Source organism: Candidatus Kapaibacterium thiocyanatum, assembly GCA_001899175.1.
GTDB classification, from domain to species: domain Bacteria; phylum Bacteroidota; class Ignavibacteria; order Kapaibacteriales; family Kapaibacteriaceae; genus Kapaibacterium; species Kapaibacterium thiocyanatum.
The window spans coordinates 332,879-350,587 of record MKVH01000024.1 but is presented as its reverse complement, the minus strand read 5'-3'; the positions used below and the strand labels follow the sequence as shown (position 1 = coordinate 350,587).

The 17,709-nt window shown below is 59.0% G+C and carries 15 protein-coding genes, 1 tRNA gene and 1 other RNA gene; 5 read left to right on the top strand and 12 right to left on the bottom strand.

What is annotated here, in order from left to right; genetic code table 11:
- Positions 1 to 52: 52 nt before the first annotated feature.
- The 9 genes from BGO89_10125 to BGO89_10085 form a co-directional block, all read right to left on the bottom strand.
- Positions 53 to 1,336, bottom strand: a complete 1,284-nt coding sequence (locus BGO89_10125; GenBank protein ID OJX56874.1) for a hypothetical protein — start codon at positions 1,334 to 1,336, stop codon at positions 53 to 55.
- Positions 1,337 to 1,363: 27 nt separating this feature from the next.
- The gene (locus BGO89_10120; GenBank protein ID OJX56873.1) at positions 1,364 to 2,239 is read right to left on the bottom strand and encodes a hypothetical protein; all 876 of its coding nucleotides are present in this window, start codon (positions 2,237 to 2,239) and stop codon (positions 1,364 to 1,366) included.
- A gap of 32 nt (positions 2,240 to 2,271) precedes the next feature.
- Positions 2,272 to 3,771 (bottom strand): hypothetical protein, encoded by a 1,500-nt coding sequence (locus BGO89_10115; GenBank protein ID OJX56872.1) that lies wholly within the window; start codon positions 3,769 to 3,771, stop codon positions 2,272 to 2,274.
- 247 nt (positions 3,772 to 4,018) lie between these two features.
- The gene (locus tag BGO89_10110; protein OJX56871.1) at positions 4,019 to 4,780 is read right to left on the bottom strand and encodes a 5'/3'-nucleotidase SurE; all 762 of its coding nucleotides are present in this window, start codon (positions 4,778 to 4,780) and stop codon (positions 4,019 to 4,021) included.
- On the bottom strand, positions 4,777 to 6,162 hold the full coding sequence (locus tag BGO89_10105; GenBank protein ID OJX56870.1) for an RIP metalloprotease RseP: 1,386 nt from the start codon (positions 6,160 to 6,162) through the stop codon (positions 4,777 to 4,779). Before BGO89_10105 ends, BGO89_10110 begins: the two co-directional genes overlap by 4 nt.
- A gap of 18 nt (positions 6,163 to 6,180) precedes the next feature.
- A complete protein-coding gene (locus BGO89_10100; GenBank protein ID OJX56869.1) occupies positions 6,181 to 7,344 on the bottom strand; it encodes a 1-deoxy-D-xylulose-5-phosphate reductoisomerase in 1,164 nt (387 codons plus the stop codon).
- Between the two features lie 6 nt (positions 7,345 to 7,350).
- On the bottom strand, positions 7,351 to 8,955 hold the full coding sequence (locus BGO89_10095; protein OJX56868.1) for a hypothetical protein: 1,605 nt from the start codon (positions 8,953 to 8,955) through the stop codon (positions 7,351 to 7,353).
- A gap of 36 nt (positions 8,956 to 8,991) precedes the next feature.
- Positions 8,992 to 9,090: signal recognition particle sRNA small type (gene ffs / locus BGO89_10090), an RNA gene on the bottom strand.
- A 61-nt stretch (positions 9,091 to 9,151) separates the two neighbouring features.
- On the bottom strand, positions 9,152 to 10,435 hold the full coding sequence (locus BGO89_10085; protein ID OJX56867.1) for a homogentisate 1,2-dioxygenase: 1,284 nt from the start codon (positions 10,433 to 10,435) through the stop codon (positions 9,152 to 9,154).
- 193 nt (positions 10,436 to 10,628) lie between these two features.
- Between BGO89_10085 and BGO89_10080 the strand changes: the two genes are divergently transcribed.
- The gene (locus BGO89_10080) at positions 10,629 to 10,991 is read left to right on the top strand and encodes a hypothetical protein (protein ID OJX56866.1); all 363 of its coding nucleotides are present in this window, start codon (positions 10,629 to 10,631) and stop codon (positions 10,989 to 10,991) included.
- Positions 10,992 to 11,076: 85 nt separating this feature from the next.
- On the opposite strand, the gene BGO89_10075 is transcribed toward BGO89_10080, so the two are convergent.
- On the bottom strand, positions 11,077 to 11,550 hold the full coding sequence (locus BGO89_10075) for a polyketide cyclase (protein OJX56865.1): 474 nt from the start codon (positions 11,548 to 11,550) through the stop codon (positions 11,077 to 11,079).
- Positions 11,551 to 11,667: 117 nt separating this feature from the next.
- Positions 11,668 to 11,744 (bottom strand) — tRNA-Arg (locus tag BGO89_10070).
- Positions 11,745 to 12,779: 1,035 nt separating this feature from the next.
- Here BGO89_10070 and BGO89_10065 point away from each other — a divergent pair.
- On the top strand, positions 12,780 to 13,334 hold the full coding sequence (locus BGO89_10065; protein OJX56864.1) for a dihydrofolate reductase: 555 nt from the start codon (positions 12,780 to 12,782) through the stop codon (positions 13,332 to 13,334).
- Positions 13,335 to 13,430: 96 nt separating this feature from the next.
- Entirely contained in the window at positions 13,431 to 13,913 is a 483-nt protein-coding gene (locus BGO89_10060) for a hypothetical protein (protein OJX56863.1), read from the top strand.
- A 56-nt stretch (positions 13,914 to 13,969) separates the two neighbouring features.
- On the opposite strand, the gene BGO89_10055 is transcribed toward BGO89_10060, so the two are convergent.
- The gene (locus BGO89_10055; protein OJX56862.1) at positions 13,970 to 14,218 is read right to left on the bottom strand and encodes a hypothetical protein; all 249 of its coding nucleotides are present in this window, start codon (positions 14,216 to 14,218) and stop codon (positions 13,970 to 13,972) included.
- A 242-nt stretch (positions 14,219 to 14,460) separates the two neighbouring features.
- Here BGO89_10055 and BGO89_10050 point away from each other — a divergent pair, with 242 nt between their 5' ends.
- Together BGO89_10050 and BGO89_10045 are read left to right on the top strand one after the other, a co-directional pair.
- Positions 14,461 to 16,299, top strand: coding sequence for a 30S ribosomal protein S1 (locus tag BGO89_10050; protein ID OJX56861.1), 1,839 nt, complete (start codon positions 14,461 to 14,463; stop codon positions 16,297 to 16,299).
- A 77-nt stretch (positions 16,300 to 16,376) separates the two neighbouring features.
- Entirely contained in the window at positions 16,377 to 17,687 is a 1,311-nt protein-coding gene (locus tag BGO89_10045; protein ID OJX56860.1) for a hypothetical protein, read from the top strand.
- The last annotated feature ends 22 nt before the right edge of the window (positions 17,688 to 17,709 follow it).

The following is a 17,709-nucleotide window of genomic DNA, read 5'->3' as shown; positions in this document are numbered from 1 at the left end:
AATATCGCTCGGCACAGGCAATGCGCCATACGGACGGCGGAATACACTGCGCTCAGCGCCCGATGATCCGTTCGAATATCCGCGCGAACGGAAGCCATAGCGAATACCGGTTCCGCAGGGCGTCCACGACCACCCACTGCCCGTCACGGCTCAACGTATGGAACCCCGCGGGTTGCTTCCAGTTCGCGGCGGGCGGCATCGTCCCGACCGGTGTTTCGGCATAGTGTTCCGGTGTGAGACGGTCGATCCTGTGTATAGCCACGGCGCATCCATATCCACGGGAACTGTCCTGTGCAGGACGATACAGCATGCCGCCCTGCTCCCATACGGAGCCACCCGGACGACTGCTCCGGACGTCCAGGGACAGAGGACTGGACGGATGCGATACCCATGGTCCATGCGGAGCGGTTGCATACCATAGAAAGACCGATGCATTCTCCTGCAGTCCCGGTATCCCTCCCCAGAGCCACCAGTATCCATCACGGTGAACGATGGTGGGATCGATGATTCCCTTGTCCTCGAAGAGTACTGCATGTTCCACAAGGCGCATCGTATCCGTGGCGAGACGGTACAACACCGTCCTGCCCGAGGCACTGCCCTCCGGCAGAACGAATATCTCACCACCATGACGGAAGATGCAGGGATAGGAATAGTGCCCGTCTCCGACCAGCAACGATATCTCGTCTCCCCAACGCCTGCCGTCCCATGAACGTGCGCGTATCTCGCCCTTCTCACGGGAATCGATGTATTCGTAGAGTATCCACGGAATGCCGTCGATATCGACGACGAACGGATCGGCATTGAATGTCCTCACCCTGGGCCAGGGCAGCCAGTGCATGTGCTGCGGTAGCGCCAGGGGGCCGCCGGCCTTGAGATCCGCTTCTTCCAGCCTGCCGATACCGCAGTTCCATTGCTCGTAGACGAAAAGTCCTTTGAGACGCTTCAGCAGGATCGACATGGCAGGATGCTGCGTCCGGCCGGACTGTGCGGGATCGATCACCGCGGTAACGCGTACCGACTGTACGTCCAGGCCGCCGGTACCGGCGAGTTTGGCCAGGCCGAGGGCGAGAGCATTCACGAGATCGGCACGATTGGCGCCGGTACTGTAGTTCACGAACCGGATATGTTCCGTCAGCAGAACATCATCCGTCCCTGTACGGAGGAACCGCACGACCACCATCGGAAATCGATACCACCTGGCGTCGTCGACAGGATCGGGCGCACCGGTCGTCACTTCCATGTCAAGAACGGACGGCTGGGCCGATGGGACGACATGACCCGTACACAGGATATCGAATCTGTCACGTAGGTTCAGTACGAACTGCCGATCGGTCACACCGACGTCTAGAACAACGCGCATGTCTCAGAACGAAAAAAGGACCAATTCGGAATAGAGATTGTCCAGCAACGACGTATCGATCTCGAAGGTCGATCGATAGATCCTCGGCGTGACGAGCGGAACGAGCATGCTGAAGGAAGCTGCGGACGATGGATACATTCGCGCATCCATCGCGATCAACCTTGACCGCATGTGCCGCATGATGTCTCCCCGGCATACGACGGACACTTCCGCGAAGAATGCAGGATCGGAAAGATACACAATGTGGGCCGTCGGCAGCGTGAAGCCCTTGTACCTGCGCATGACGCGCTGGGCGATCAGGTTCGTCGACCGTCCATCCGTCGATGCGACGCGTATCGGAACGCAACCATATGGGAGATGGTCCGCGACGAGGGTCCGTTCGACGTCGGTCAGATGCGGTGAGATCGCTTCGAGGCCCACCGTTACACCCACACCGTCCCGCATGCCGAACAATCCTTTCGGATGCGGGAAGAGAAGCCTCACGTTGGTGTCGAAGCTTCGATACCCAAGGGAATCGTAACGCTTCATGATCTGCGGAATGGGCGTATGCCCGACGACGACGCAGCGATCGTATTCCAGAACGGCACGCTGCAGATCCATGCTATGAGCCCGATACTCCTTTAGCACGTACCAGGTGGACAGGCTGACGGTACGGAAGACATGTCCGCCGAGATGCCGTTCGGTCTGGATAGTGCCCAGGTATCCGACGGCGTTCCCGTCGTCGAATACTCCGACACCGACCACGTCGTCGATCCGGTTCCAGCCATTGCGGAACAGCACCGACCAATCGCGATACTGATCCGTCGGAAACGTATTCAGCAATGGCAGACAACGGTCTTCATCCACCGGTAGCAGCATCCTGCGCGCAACCGCACCCATGTTGTTCCTCGTATTACTCACGAAACCGACGCTTACCGATCCTCGGTCAACATACGGACCTCGTCATCGGAAAGCGCCCTGTCATACCACGCCACGTCGTCGATGATTCCTTTGTACGGCGTTGGTCTGTCCAGCCCCGTATAGTCGGACCGTATCACGGCCAGGCGCATGGGTTCGTCGGTCGTCGGCGAAATCGGGGAGCCATTCCAGGGTATCGTGCCTTCCCCTTGCAGTTGTCCGTCGATGAAGAAACGCCCGCCATTGGCGGTGAAGACCGCACATACATGATGCCAGACCATCGGCGCTGGCGAGGTGACATCCCTGCGCACATGTGACGAGAAGTGATTGCTCGCGTAGAATCCGACGAAGTTCGAGTTCTCCCAGAAGAAGCTCATGCCGTTACCGTCGGGATGACGGTACTTGCACACGACCTGCGACAAGTCCGTCAGTCGGTCGTACTTCATCCAGAACGACACGGTCAACGGGAATTGTTGTACACGCCTCGGTAAGGTCGCTTCCGCATACGAGGTGGTGTGTCCTGCGAACTGCATGGCCTTGCCTTGCTCACCCTTGCGATTCGCTGCCGGCTGAATCTCCGATACCGTTCCCGTACTACCGATTCCCGCGACCTCGCTGATGTCGCCATCGAGCGGGAAAAAAGCTACGAGCCCATCCGTGACGGGGAGCAGATCGGACTGGCCGACGCGAACGACGATGTGGCTGTTCTTCCCCATTTCGGTCGTTACCATCCTCGTGATCGCGGGGAAGCCACCTGCCTCGATCTTCAGCGACACCTTGCCCACCGCCACATTGCCGAAGGAGAATCTGCCATCGCTACCCGACGACGTCGTCCGGCCTTCCGACACCAGACCTATCGTCGCGTTTGCGATCGGGCTTTCGCTACCGGCGAGAAGAACGAGACCGGTGATGGTGGCCTTGTCGGGGTCCTGATCGGAAAGGATGATATCCGCGGTGGACGTGGCATCGATACCGACCTGTACGGTCTGCACCCCATAGCCCGCGCCTTCCTTTCTGGCACTGACGGTATAGGTACCGGGCTGGACGTTGCCGAACGCATATCTCCCGTCGGCATTGGTAGTCACGGCCTCCAATGCAGGAATGGTCGTAACGACGATGCCCGATAGCGCCTGGCCATCCTTCGTCACCGTTCCGATGATACTTCCCGTTGTCCCGGGCTCCCTGCTCAGGAGGATATCGGCTGTCGCTGTACGGCCCGATACGACGGAGACGTTGCTGGATCCCCGGCCGCTGTCACCGGCCACGGCGCTCACGACATACGTCCCCACAGGCACATCGGTGATCGTGAACGCGCCGTTGGCATCCGTACGTACGCTCTGCGTAGGCGGCAGCGTCGATACGAAGGCCAGGGGGACAGGCACCTGTATCCTTGCGCTGTATACCGTTCCCTTGATGACGCCGAACTGTTCGGACGGTTTGACGGTATCGCTCCCACAGCCACTCACGATGACCATGACCAGGATTCCGGACAGGAGGTAGAAGATCGATCGCATGGATCCCGTGACGAATGGTTGTGAATGCCTATACAAACATAACAATGCCGTCGAGCTGCAGCCTGACCGCAGCCCGATGTACCGCTATGATCGACATCGAGGGAGTTCGTCACAGGACATTCGGCAATGCGAACGACCGATATCAGGAACCTCGTATATCTATCTCACCCTCGGTCCCACATCCGTCGCACCCGGGCGACATACCCTTACCGTCGAACGGGTTCGGGCCGTGCATCATGGAATACGGTTACGCGAAGTAGTCGCGCAGATGATCGAGCACGGCGAAGTTCGTGAGCTCGTAATGCAATGGTGTGATGGCGGCATAGCCTTCGCCGACGGCGATGTCGTCCGCCCCTTCGACGGGCTCGAGCTGGACGAAGTCGCCAGTGAGCCAGAAGTATTCACGGCCGTGAGGATCGAGTCGCCGTTCATAGTGATCGTTCCAGACGCTTCGTCCCTGCCGTGTGACCTTGATTCCCTTGAACTCGCTTCTGTCGATGGAGGGGACGTTGACGTTGAGCAGTGTTCCTTTCGGCAGACCCGCCTCGACCAGCTTTCCCGCTACCGTATGGGCGACGTCGGCTGCCAGCGAGCAATCCGCATGCATGTCCCATGAGGTCTGGGATACCGCCATGCTTGGTACACCCATCAGCGTTCCCTCCGTTGCGGCGCTGACCGTTCCGGAGTAGATGGCGTTGACGCTCGTATTGCTCCCGTGATTGATGCCACTGACCACGATGTCCGGCGGCTCGGGCAGCAACGTACTGATAGCCAGCTTCACGCAATCGGCCGGCGTACCGTTGATGGCGTAGCCGAACATCATTCCGTCGCGATAGAACGGCGTGGCGCGCAATGGACTCGCGACGGTGAGGGCATGGCCTACCGCACTCTGCTGACGATCGGGAGCCACGACGACGACGTCGCCCAGCCTGCGCATGCTCTGCACGAGAGCGAAGATTCCCGGCGAGTCTATTCCGTCGTCGTTCGTTACGAGAATGCGTCGTGTCATCGTGTGATGTCGAGATAGATTACGAATACCATCAGTCCAAGCAGCAACGCCACACCGACCTGCTGAAAACGCATCTTGACGTTCGTCGGTATCTCACGACGGATGATGGACTCGATGCCGACGAAGACGAGGTGTCCACCGTCGAGCCCCGGGAGAGGAAGCAGGTTCATGACGGCAAGGGAGATGGAGATCAGGGCCATGAAGCGGAAGAAGGCTTCGGCTCCGAGCTCACTGCTGCGCGATGCCATCTGTGCGATCCGGATAGGGCCGCCGAAGCTCTGCTTGACGCTCACGTCGCCACGGAATACGTGGGTAACGGAAGCGCCGATCATGCTGATCGTGCCCCCGACTTCGCCGATGGCCATCGACAGCGACGTCAACGGACCGTAGGTCGTCGTGCGGGTTTCTCCGACGTAACTCTGTGCGAGTTCGACACCGATCGTACTGTCCTCGCTCACCGTCAGCGGCACGGGCAACGTGGTGCCCTTCCGTTCGACGTGCAGGACGAGGCTACGGCCTGCATGGGCACGAACGTACTTCTGGAGTTGCGGCGTCGTGCGTACGGCCATGGAATCGGCGGCGAGGATGATGTCGCCCGCCTGCAGTCCCGCCTTGCCGGCAGGCGCCAGCGTCACGACACCGGCCAGGCTGACGCGCATTCCTTCCGGATTCATGCCCAGCCCCTGACCCGCGGCCATCGCTCGCACGACATCACGCCCCGGAATGCGCACGGCACGCTCTTCGCTGCCGCGGCGGATATCGACGACGTGATCTCCGGTGGAACCGGACAGCCCCGTAGAGGCGATCAGCCCGAAGGACTCTCCGATCTCCTCCCAGGTCGATACGGACTTCCCGTCCACGCGTACGATCTGGTCCCCTGCCTGGAGGCCAGCCCGTTGCGCGACGGAGCCGGGTTCGACGTACGACAATCTGCTGACGACATGTTCCTCGCGGCCATTGAACATCGGGATGGCCCAGAAAACGGCGATGGCGAACAGGATGTTCATCACGACACCGGCCACGAGAACCAGGGCCTTTTGCCAGTTCTTCTTGACGCGAAACTCGTATGGCTGCGGAGCTTTGTCGACGAACTCCGTATCGAAGCTTTCGTCGATCATTCCCACGATCTTCACATAGCCCCCGACCGGCAGCAGGCACAGACGATAATCGGTCCGCCCCTCGAGATCGAGGTCTTCCGGAATGGGACCGAACGTGAAGCCCGTCTTCCAGTTCCATCCGAACAGACGACGGCCCATGCCGAGCGCGAAGACGTCGGCACGCATTCCGGTCCATTTGGCGGTCAGGAAATGTCCGAGCTCATGTACGAAGACCAGTACGCCGATCACGACGAGGAAGGAAAGGACAGTCTGTAGAAGTTCCATAGTCCGGTCGAAATGATATCAGATGTTCAGGAAGATACGGGCCCGGCGGCGGGCTTCGGCATCGACGGCGACGACGTCATCCAATGACGGATGAGCCACGCTTTCCATGTCCGCCAGCGTACGCTCGATCAACGACGCTATTCCGGTGAAGCTGCAGCGCCCTTCGAGGAAGGCCGCCACGGCGATCTCGTTCGCGGCGTTGGCTACGCAGGCTGCCGTTCCCCCTTCCTTCAGGACGTCGTAGGCGATCCTGAGGCACGGGAATCTGTCGACGTCCGGACGTTCGAACGTCAGCGTGGACATCGCGGCGAGATCCATGCGTGGAATGTCGAGCGGCATCCGTACGGGATAGGTCAGGGCGTACTGGATGGGTACGAGCATGGTGGGCAGTCCCATCTGCGCCTTGACGCTGCCATCGACGAACTGCACCATGCTGTGGATGATGGATTGGGGATGGATGACGACGTCGATGTGCTCCGGAGCCAGATCGAACAGCCATCGCGCTTCGATCACCTCGAAGCCCTTGTTCATGAGCGTCGCCGAATCGATCGTGATCTTCGCTCCCATCGTCCAGTTGGGATGTCGCAGGGCCTGCTCCGCCGTGACGTCTGCGAGCTGCTCGTGCGTGAAGGTCCGGAATGGTCCTCCCGACGCCGTGATGATGAATTTCTCGATGTCGGCGATACGCTCGCCGGCCATGCATTGCAGGATGGCACTGTGTTCGCTGTCCACGGCGATGAGCGTGGCTCCGTGTTCACGCGCCGCGGCCGTCATCACGTCGCCGGCACTCACGAGCGTTTCCTTGTTGGCCAGGCCTATCACCACGCCCGTGCGGATGGCGGCCATCGTCGGCACGACACCACTGAAACCGACCATGGCGCTCATGACGATGTCGTTATCGGAATGGGCGGCGGCTTCGCACAGTCCTTCCTCGCCGAGGAGGACGGGACCCCTGAATTCCGGACACTGCATACGGAAGCTGCGCCAGGCCTCTTCGTCGCGGATGGCGACGCCACGTGGTTCGTGGCGGCGCACCTGGGCGATCAGATCGTCGACCCTGGTATTGCAGGTGATGAAGTTCAGTCGGAAGTCGTCACCACGACGGGTGAGGATATCGAGCGTTTGCGAGCCGATCGATCCCGTAGACCCGAGGATGGTGATGGTGCGGGGAGAGCCGGACATGAGGCCTTACATGAACTGGCGGGTGATGTCCTTCGATGTGCCGGGACGGAAGGCGCGGAATTCACCGGCCTCGAGCTTGTCGTCCTCGACCAGCGATACGAAGAGGAAGTACTTGCGCAGCCATCGGCGGAGCGTCGTACCACGATGACGTTCGATGAAGTGTACGATGTAGGGGTGGGCGGCGATGGAGATACGCAGACCCCACGTGCGCGCCCTGTAGTTCCGCAGCCACCGGTCGATCCCCGTCACCGTCGTTTCCGGATTCTGCACCTTGCCCATGCCGAAGCAGAGCGGACAGTCCTCGCTCGAGCGCTCGGCGATGTTGCGTCGGATGCGCTGGCGGGTGATCTGCATGATGCCCAGTTGCGTGACGGGATAGACGACGGTCTTCGCACGATCGCGGGACAGTTCGCGCCGCATCTCGCTCATGAGACGGCGGCGGTTCTCCTCCTGCTGCATGTCGATGAAGTCGATGAGGATGATGCCGCCGATGTCGCGCAACCGGAGCTGCTTGGCCACTTCACGAACTGCCTCGAAGTTGGTCTTGACGGCATTGTGTTCCTGCGTCCGCTCGTTGGAAGCGCGGCCGCTGTTGACGTCCACGACGTGCATGGCTTCCGTGTGATCGATCACGACGGAGCCACCGCTAGGCAGCGGCACCTTGCGTGCATGCGTGAGCTGGACTTCGGCTTCCACACCGTAGATATCGAACAGGGGCTGGTTGTCGTCGTGGAATTCGATCTTGCCGTCGAGGTGCGGGGCCGTACGGGTAACGTAGGCCTTGATGTCGCGGTAGAGGTCGTGGTCGTCGACGATGACCTGGGCGACATCGTCCTTGAACAGGTCGCGGATGACGCTGTGCGTGATGCCGGGCTCGCGGTAGAGCAGTTGCGGGCCCTTCGCCTTCGCGACTTCGGCTTCGACGTCGCGCCACTTTTCGATCAAGGCCTCGAAGTCGCGCTGGACGTCACTGTCCGGCAAGCCGGCAGCGGCCGTCCGGATGATGCATCCGGTACCTTCGGGCAGGATGGACTTGGCGAGGCTGCGAAGACGGCGACGTTCGCGGAGGGAAACGACCTTGCGCGAGACACCGATGGAATCGTCGAACGGCAGAAGGACGACGTTACGGCCGGCCATACCGACCTTCGTCGTAACCCGCACACCCTTTTGACCATAGGCGTCACGTGTAACCTGGACGATGACCTGCTGCTTCGCCTGCAGGTTGATCGTCACCTGTCCGGAACGCTTCGTGGAAAAGGTTGGGAGACGTTTCTTGGGCGAAGCCTTGGCCTGGCGCAGGGCTACGGCGGCACTGTCCACCGTGTCGGCTACCGGCTGCGGGGCTTCGTCATCGTCATCGTCGTCCGTCGACAGTTCTTCCATCGACTGGTCGACGTCGGAGAAATGGAGGAAGGCATCCTGTTCGAGACCGATGTTCACGAAGGCTGCATTCATACCCTGCAGGATCTTCGTGACGCGCCCGAGATAGATGTTACCGACCTGGTTTTCGCGATCGGGTTCTTCCGTGAACAGCTCGGCCAGTCGTCCGTCCTCCGTGATAGCGATACGGACGTGGGTCGGCGTTGAATTGATCAGGATCCGTCGGACCATAGGGGACCCTCACGTCGAGCGAGGGGTAGAAATAAAAAAAGCCAAGTTTACCGTGGCGCCTTGTAGACAAACTGACCGTTGCTTCCTTCCGGACCTGGCGGGGTTGGGTTCGCTACAACCGCACGGGACTTGGCCGTAACTTTCTTGTGGGGTCACAAATATAGGAAACCCATTTGAATTGACAGCGGAAAAACGCTCAGGGGCGCTTGAATTCCGGCGTCAGCCCCTGCCAGCATTCCCAGTAGTCGGTCTGCAGCTCTGCGCAACTCATGGCGAACGCCGTAGGCTTGCTCACGAATCGCGTCTCGAACATGAAGGCCAGCGTGCCGTCGAGCTTCACCGGCTTCAACTCCACCTGCGTCATTTTCTTGTACGTATCCGCGTCGGGACCATGGCCACTCATGCAGTTGTGCAGCGATGCGCCACCCGGTACGAAGCCGCCGCCTTCCTTGGCATCGTAGATGCCTTCGATCAGGCCCATGAATTCGTTCATGAAGTTACGATGGAACCACGGCGGACGGAACGTGTTCTCGGCCACCATCCATCTCGGCGGGAAGACGACGAAGTCCATGTTCGCCGTGCCCGGAATCTCCGAGGGAGATGTCAGCACCGTGTAGATGGATGGGTCGGGATGATCGAACGATACGGTATTGATGCACTGGAACTTGCGCAGATCGTACTTGTACGGCGCATAGTTGCCATGCCATGCCACGACGTTGAGCGGCGAATGATCGTAGAGTCCCTTCCAGAGATTACCCTGGAACTTGGCGATGACGTCCACGATATCGGTCGTCTGCTCGTACCATGCCACCGGCGTCAGGAAGTCGCGCGGATAGGCCAGGCCGTTCGCACCGATCGGTCCCAGATCGGGAAGACGCAGCAACGCACCGTAGTTCTCGAGGATGTAACCACGGCTCGGACCGTCCATCTCAACACGGAATTTGATCCCGCGCGGAATGACGACGATCTCACCAGGCACCGCATCGATGATTCCCAGTTCGGTATAGAAACGTAACGCGCCTTCCTGCAGGACGATGAGCATCTCACCGTCGGCATTGTAGAAGAACTGCTTCGTCATCGACGCGTTGGCCACGTAGACGTGGATGGCATTGCCAGCATGGACGTGCAGGTCGCCGTTCCCCGCCATCGTGACGATACCTTCGATGAACGTCGTCGGACGTTCGGGAAACGGCAGCGGATCCCAGCGAAGCTGGTTCGGCGTCGTCTCGACCTCGTCGAATCTGGAACGGATCAGACCGTTATCGATACGTTCATAGGGTTTATGGACGACGGACGGGCGGATGCGGTACAGCCACGACCGCTTGTTCGCCGAGCGTGGCGCGGTGAAGGGCGTGCCGCTTACCTGTTCCGCATAAAGGCCATAGGCCGGCTTCTGGGGCGAATTGCGTCCTTCCGGCAGCGCTCCCGGCACGGCCTCCGTGGCGAACTCATTACCGAAACCGGACATGTACTGATTCATTCCATGACTCCAGATCAAATTCTCCTGCGGGGCAAATATACTGTCGCCCGGCCTCTGTGCGAACGCCCTCACGAGCCTATTTACTACGGCATCCTTCACACGTGGCTTTGATTGACCGACCAGTCGGTTATTATCGTCGACTTCAGTAAGTTCGACGACAATCAACGATCGCCATTCATCCGGAGAGACCGACATGGAACAGCGCATGCGTGACCTGTTCAGCAGTATCGACAACAGCGACGCCGACACCTTCGCATCCTTCCTTACCGAGGACGTCGTCCTGCAGTTCGGCAATGCCGAGCCCATCCAGGGACGCGACCTCGTACGCGACGTCATCGCCGGCTTCTTCGACAGTATCCGTGGCCTGAAACATCAACTGCATACGCACTGGCTGCAGGACGACGCCCTCATCTGCAACGGTTCGGTGACCTATACGCGCCACGATGGCAGCACGCTGCAGGTCCCGTTCGCCAACATCCTCATGCGGAAGGGTGACCTCATCAGCAAGTACCTGATCTACGTCGACACGTCCCAACTATACTCGACAGCGGCCTGACCGACGGCGCAATGCCAGGAAAGAGATCGCCCGCATTCCATCGAAGGAATGCGGGCGATGTCGTCTTCGTCATTGCACGGCTCCGTCACCCGGCCATCATGTCCTTCACTTCGTCTTCGAGCTTGTCGAAGTTCTCTTCGTTCTTCTCGACGATGAAGTCTTTCATCTTCCTGTACTCGTCGATACTGTCGAACCGCATCCTGTAGGCCACGGCCGTACGGTCGGGATCGATCTCCTCGAAGCTGGCCACGGCGCGGAAGCGATGGCCGGAGATGTGATCCCATACGATCAGTTCATGTTCGACGATCTTCACGAAGACGGACTCGTTCGGATAGTCCGCACCGTCCGGTGCATGCATCGTGAAGATCCACTTCCCGTTGGGCTCGAGTTCGCAATCGGTAAACGTATTCGTGAAGCCCTTCGGGCCCCACCACTTCGCGAGATGCGCAGGATCGGCCCAGGCCTTGTAGACGACATGCCGCGGCGCCTGGAGCACTCTTCTCGTCACGATATCGCGTTCGGGATCGATTCCCGACATGTCGAGGACTGGTTCACTCATAGGTCGATCACTGAGAAGTACGTCGGGCCGAATCCGTTGGAATGGAGCGAAAGAAGCTCCATCATCCGATCTCGACTCGTGTGTGTGTGAACGGGAATATCGGAACTCCCGCAACGTTGGCGCGCCCAGCAGGACTCGAACCTGCGACCCACAGCTTAGAAGGCTGTTGCTCTATCCAGCTGAGCTATGGGCGCAGCACTGCAAAGTTACGAAGAGGCAGGGAGTCAGCAGGTAGATTTGAGGCGCAAACCGAGACGCCGAATGCTTCGTCAGGGATTTGGCAGTGAATCGAAGCACTTCATGAAATCATAGACCAACTGGCACCCTGGTGTACAGCCGGAACCGGGTGGCTGGCATGCCTCGGTAGAATAGACTCCGACAAGTTCGAACTTCAGCCTTGCATTGGCCCCGGTAAATAGATAGGGCGAGCATGCCGAGCATTGTGAATAGCCCTCGTTGCATACATTGATCCACATGTAGCATCGACTTGAAGAAATCGTACAGACATCTCCTGCCGGAAGACATTTGGTACAGACATACCATTTCACGCTTTGATATGCGGGGCAATTGCTGACGGTCAACAACCCCCTTCGTCTCATGACTTCCAGTGCATAGCTTAGGTTCACGCGATAGTCTGACAGGCAAATTCCAGTTGTCGTGCAGTGCAACCACCCATCCGCGAGGGCAAAGCCTTCTATACTACTACAAAGTTCAAGCACCCCATTGCAGAATCTGTACTTGAAGTTGAGCCTAGCCTTGAATGGTATTCCATTCACACAGGAACCGCTGTCTGCATCGTTGAGGAACTGCCCATCGGTAACGATAAGGTCCCGCCAAGGCGTGGAAGGACACTCTGTCACCGCGCAACCACAGGACTGATTCTTGAAGAGATATGACAATTCCGGGCACGGATTAAGAATCGGATCGCATATCGGCCCGGCTGTGCGCGAGCACAGACGACAACTACGAATGCCAGTACGAGAATGGCGAAAAGGCTACGCATATCGTATTCCGGAAACAGTACATGAAAGGGGTTCCTGTTTCGGCCTAGATACACGCACACCGTTTTCGTCACGAAGAACTACGTACTACTTCCAGTCTGAACCGCCGCAATCGTCCGACCGCCGGGAACCAGAACGGGATACGCGAGAAGTGTTTTGGCCATGCACCGGTTATTCAGGATTTTCCCGACATGGAACCAGCTGGTTACGACACTCAGGATCACCCACATGACGAGAATTATCGCCGGCATCAACATGACCATCGACGGATTCTGCGATCACACGGCCGGGATCGCGGATGAGGAACTTCACCAGCACTACACGGAACTCCTTCTGAACAGTGGCACGCTTCTCTACGGAAGGACTACCTATCAGCTTATGGAGGGGTACTGGCCTGCATTGGTCGAACGCCCCTCCGGAGACAAATCGATGGACGACTTCGCATTGGCTATCGACAACATCCCGAAAGTCGTGTTCTCGCATACGTTGGAACGTGTCGAATGGCGCAATACGCGCCTGACCCGCCGCGATCTCGAGGAAGAAGTCCTGGCGATCAGGCAACAACCAGGCAAGGACACTCTCGTAGGAAGTCCCAGTCTGATTGCCGCGTTGACGGAGCTCCGGCTGATCGACGAGTTCCAGCTCTGTATCCATCCGGTCATCGCGGGAAAGGGGTTGCCGCTCTTCAGGCATATCAGCGACAGAATGGTTCTGACGTTGATCAACACGAAGACATTCGGTTCTGGCGCGGTGATGCACTACTACGTACCGGCAGCCCGATAGCGGATACCCATTGTCATGAACGCCATTCCGCCAGGGTCAACGCGTCGTCCCGCTTTTCTTCACCGTCCCGACCGACGATCAATCAAGGAAACAGCCATGTCCGCCACCCTCGCCGACCTGCTCGACTACACTCGCAACATGACGAAGTTCTACCTCGGCCATCTGCAGGACATCGACATGAAGCGACATTATGACGCCAATGGTATCCAGCTCAATGCGCCGCTATGGATCTGTGCCCACCTCGCGTGGGCCGAACAGTCGATGATCGCCGGGGCGCTGGGCAACGTCCCCAGTCCGTACGAATGGCTGGATACGTTCAGTATCGAGTCGCGTGGAGAATCGACCGATGCCTGGCCGGAATTCGAGGATGTGAAGACGGCGATGGACGTCATTCACCGGACGTCGGTCGACGTCCTGCGTGGTCTGCCCGAAGAAGAACTGATGACGGTCATGCCCTTCCCGCTCTTCGGACGCGACGTCCCGAAACGGACGGTCGTCTTCCATGCCATCCGTCACGAAGGCGCACATGCCGGACATCTGGGCTGGCTGTGCAAACTGCACGGAATCCATACGATCTGACGGTCGACTGCCATTGGAGCTGGCATTCCTGCCGATTTGTCATGATCGGAATGGGGTTACATCGGAACGATTTCCCAGGGTGACAGGGTTTCGTCGATCGCGATACGGATACTCCCGTATGGTGAATCCAGGCTGACCGGATCGTGATTCCCCACTCCTTCGAGCAGGGCCGCCTCGCGTTGCAGTTCGGCGAGCCATGTGTAGAGCGAGGGAGAGACCGCTACTTCCTTGGGAGCACGGCCGTGCTCCTGTACGAACTGTTCGATCGAGGCAAAGACCTCGTCGAATGCATCAAAGTAATCCATAACCGTATGCCCGGAAACGCTAGTGTGTGCGTACACGTACAGTAACACCATAACGCGCCCTAATGTTACAGCAATCCTGATGCCAAAGTTTTCCACACAAGACCTAAGGCTCTCATTTGCTTGCATTTAGTGAATTATTACCTATCTTTGCCTCCCTTTTTCGGCCCTTGCAGTTTGTTTCACCACTGTTTCCGTCGGCATCGCGCCCGGGCCGAGCACGATGATCGACAGTAGGAGTAAGTATGTCGGAAAACATGACAGCTGCCGGTGAAGACGTCACGATGAGTGCCGTTGCAACGGCTGCCGAAAAGCCGGCAGCACCGAAGCGTACGGCCCTTGCCGCTATCCTCAACGGTGAGCTGGACAACATTTCCATGGACGATTCCTCCTTCGAGGCGCTCTTCGAGCGTTCCATGTCGAAGGTCAAGGAAGACGAGATGGTCCACGGTACCGTGGTCTCCGTGACGAAGGACGAAATCCTCGTGGATATCGGCTTCAAGTCGCTGGGCGTGGTACCTCGCTCGGAATTCGTAGGCGCTGAACTGCTCACGGCCGGCGACACCGTCGACGTATTCGTGGAGAAGATCGAAGACGCACAAGGACGCCTGATGCTCAGCCGTCGTCGTGCGGACTTCATGAAGACCTGGGAAGACATTCTCAAGCTGTACGAAACCCAGCAGGTTGTTCCGGTCCGCATCCTTCGCCGCATCAAGGGCGGTATGGTCGTCGACCTTCTCGGTATCGAGGCCTTCCTGCCCGGTTCGCAGATCGACGTTCGTCCGGTACGCGACTTCGACGCATGGGTAGGCCGCGCTATCGACGTCCGCGTCGTGAAGGTCAACCACCCCAGTGAGAACGTCGTCGTCAGCCACAAGGTTCTGCTGGAAGAACAACTCAGCGAACAACGCGGCAAGATCCTCGGCACACTCGAGAAGGGTCTCGTCCTCGAAGGTACCGTCAAGGCCATTTCGGACTTCGGTGTCTTCGTCGACCTCGGTGGCGTGGACGGTCTCGTCCACATCACGGACCTCTCGTGGGGCCGCGTATCCCATCCGTCGGAAATCGTGCAGCTCGACCAGACCGTCAAGGTCGTCGTCCTGGACTTCGACGAGAACAAGAAGCGCATTTCGCTCGGCATGAAGCAACTCACCTCCCACCCGTGGGAACAGATCGGCGAGAAGTACGAGCCGGGTACCAAGGTACGTGGCAAGGTCGTTTCGCTGACGGATTACGGCGCCTTCATCGAAATCGAGAAGGGCGTGGAAGGTCTCATCCACATCAGTGAAATGTCGTGGACGCAGCACGTCAAGCATCCGTCGCAGATGGTATCGCTCGGCCAGCAGATCGAAGCCGTCGTCCTCAACATCGACAAGCACGATCGCAAGCTCGCTCTCGGCATGAAGCAGCTCGAGCCGGATCCGTGGTCGGACCTCATGGCCAAGTATCCCATGAACTCCGTTCACAAGGGTACGGTTCGTAACCTCACCAACTTCGGCGTCTTCGTCGAACTCGAGCCCGGCGTCGACGGTCTCGTCCACATCAGCGACCTCTCGTGGACGAAGAAGATCCGTCACCCTGGTGAATTCGTGAAGAAGGGCGACGAACTCGACGTCATCGTCCTGTCCATCGACTCCGACCACCGCCGCATCTCCCTTGGTCACAAGCAGATCGGCGACAATCCGTGGGACGTGTTCGAGAACACCTTCACGGTGGGTAAGGAAACCGAAGGCACGGTCGTCCGCATCATCGACAAGGGTGTCATCGTGGAACTGCCCGAAGGCGTCGACGGCTTCGTTCCCGTGTCGCAACTTTCGTTCGCACCGGTACGCACCATCGCCGACTTCTTCCATGTCGGTGACGTCCTTCCGCTGAGGGTCGTCGAATTCGACAAGGAACAGAAGAAGATCGTCCTCTCCGCCGTGGAATTCCTCCGTGGCAAGGGTACGGACGAGATCACGGCCTACAATGCGAACCACCCGGTTCCGAATGCCGACAAGTACAACACGGACGGAACGGCATCGGCCGAAACGTCCATCGAGGACCTGGAGTCATCCGAACCCGTCGGCGGCGACAACGCCTAAGACATTCCGCACGTAATCTTCAAGCCCCCTGCCGTTCCGACGGCAGGGGGCTTCGTGTTTCCGGAGGTTATGTTTGCATGTCCGTCATCCACCCCGTCATCATCATGTCCATCGCCCCTCTTCTCGAAGAACTGTTCGCCATGACGTTCTTCGGCATCAAGCCCGGCCTCGAACGTATCGAAACGCTTCTCACGCACATCGGCGATCCGCACGTCATGCTTCCCGTCATCCACGTCGCAGGTACGAACGGCAAGGGCAGTACGTGCGCCATGCTTGCTGCCATCCTGCAGCAGGCGGGCTACAAGACCGGACTCTATACATCACCGCATATCGCCCGCTTCAACGAACGCATACGGATAAACGGCACCGAGATCTCCGATGAGGATATCGCCCGCCTGGCGCGGCCCCTCATGAATGTCGCCAAGCCGATCGGCGGGACGTTCTTCGAGGTGACGACGGCGATGGCACTGCAGTACTTCGCCGAACAGCGCGTCGATGTGGCCGTCATCGAAACGGGACTCGGTGGACGTCTCGACGCGACGAACGTCGTGTCTCCACTGCTGACGATCATCACGTCGATCGACATCGATCACGAGGAGTATCTCGGCTCGACGCTGACCGGGATCGCAGGAGAGAAGGCAGGCATCATCAAGGCCGACGTTCCGTGCATCGTCACGGAACCGCGTCCGGAACTCCGCTCCGTCTTCGAAGAACGAGCACAACGGCTCCATGCTCCCCTCACCTTCGTCGACGACGTTCTGCAGGTCGACGTCGACAGCTATCATCCGGATCTCACGATGACCGTGAGCGTCATCGATCAGAACTTCCGGTACTATCTGACGACCGACCTGTGCGGACCGCATCAGGCGCGGAATCTGGCAGGTGTGATCGCAGCCCTGCCCGTATTGCGGTCGATCTACTTCATTTCCGAAGAGCACGTCCGCCTAGGCCTTCAACGTGTGCAGGCGGTAACCGGACATGCCGGACGCATCCAGCTACGACGGCACGAGCCACCGATCGTCCTCGACGTCGCCCACAACCCTGCGGGAATGAAGGCCCTCGTCGAGACGCTTGCGGCTTGCGGCCTCGCTGGGCACCCCTGGCAGGTCGTCTTCGGTGTCATGGCCGACAAGGATGCCGATGCCATGCTCGCGGATCTCAGACCGCTCACGCAGACGCTCCACGTCTGTGCACCGGACTACAAGCGTTCGATGGCACCGGAAGAACTCGCCGAACGCGCAATGAGGAACGGCTTCGATGACGTAAGGACGTTCGGCACGGTCGCCGACGCCGTCCGTGCGGCATTGGAAGCCGACATGGCAACGCTCGTCTGCGGTTCGTTCTACGTGGCCGAGGAAGCGTCCGCAGTCCTGCCGAACGATCGATAAATCACGGCCGACGAGGATGTCG

What these genes read in the sequence shown, in the direction of transcription:
- BGO89_10120 (OJX56873.1), bottom strand. Translation starts at nt 2,239, where the DNA reads ATGGGTGCGGTTGCGCGCAGGATGCTGCTACCGGTGGATGAAGACCGT.
- BGO89_10115 (OJX56872.1), bottom strand. Translation starts at nt 3,771, where the DNA reads ATGCGATCGATCTTCTACCTCCTGTCCGGAATCCTGGTCATGGTCATC.
- BGO89_10110 (OJX56871.1), bottom strand. Translation starts at nt 4,780, where the DNA reads ATGACACGACGCATTCTCGTAACGAACGACGACGGAATAGACTCGCCG.
- BGO89_10105 (OJX56870.1), bottom strand. Translation starts at nt 6,162, where the DNA reads ATGGAACTTCTACAGACTGTCCTTTCCTTCCTCGTCGTGATCGGCGTA.
- BGO89_10100 (OJX56869.1), bottom strand. Translation starts at nt 7,344, where the DNA reads ATGTCCGGCTCTCCCCGCACCATCACCATCCTCGGGTCTACGGGATCG.
- BGO89_10095 (OJX56868.1), bottom strand. Translation starts at nt 8,955, where the DNA reads ATGGTCCGACGGATCCTGATCAATTCAACGCCGACCCACGTCCGTATC.
- BGO89_10085 (OJX56867.1), bottom strand. Translation starts at nt 10,435, where the DNA reads ATGAATCAGTACATGTCCGGTTTCGGTAATGAGTTCGCCACGGAGGCC.
- BGO89_10080 (OJX56866.1), top strand. Translation starts at nt 10,629, where the DNA reads ATGGAACAGCGCATGCGTGACCTGTTCAGCAGTATCGACAACAGCGAC.
- BGO89_10075 (OJX56865.1), bottom strand. Translation starts at nt 11,550, where the DNA reads ATGAGTGAACCAGTCCTCGACATGTCGGGAATCGATCCCGAACGCGAT.
- BGO89_10065 (OJX56864.1), top strand. Translation starts at nt 12,780, where the DNA reads ATGACGAGAATTATCGCCGGCATCAACATGACCATCGACGGATTCTGC.
- BGO89_10060 (OJX56863.1), top strand. Translation starts at nt 13,431, where the DNA reads ATGTCCGCCACCCTCGCCGACCTGCTCGACTACACTCGCAACATGACG.
- BGO89_10055 (OJX56862.1), bottom strand. Translation starts at nt 14,218, where the DNA reads ATGGATTACTTTGATGCATTCGACGAGGTCTTTGCCTCGATCGAACAG.
- BGO89_10050 (OJX56861.1), top strand. Translation starts at nt 14,461, where the DNA reads ATGTCGGAAAACATGACAGCTGCCGGTGAAGACGTCACGATGAGTGCC.
- BGO89_10045 (OJX56860.1), top strand. Translation starts at nt 16,377, where the DNA reads ATGTCCGTCATCCACCCCGTCATCATCATGTCCATCGCCCCTCTTCTC.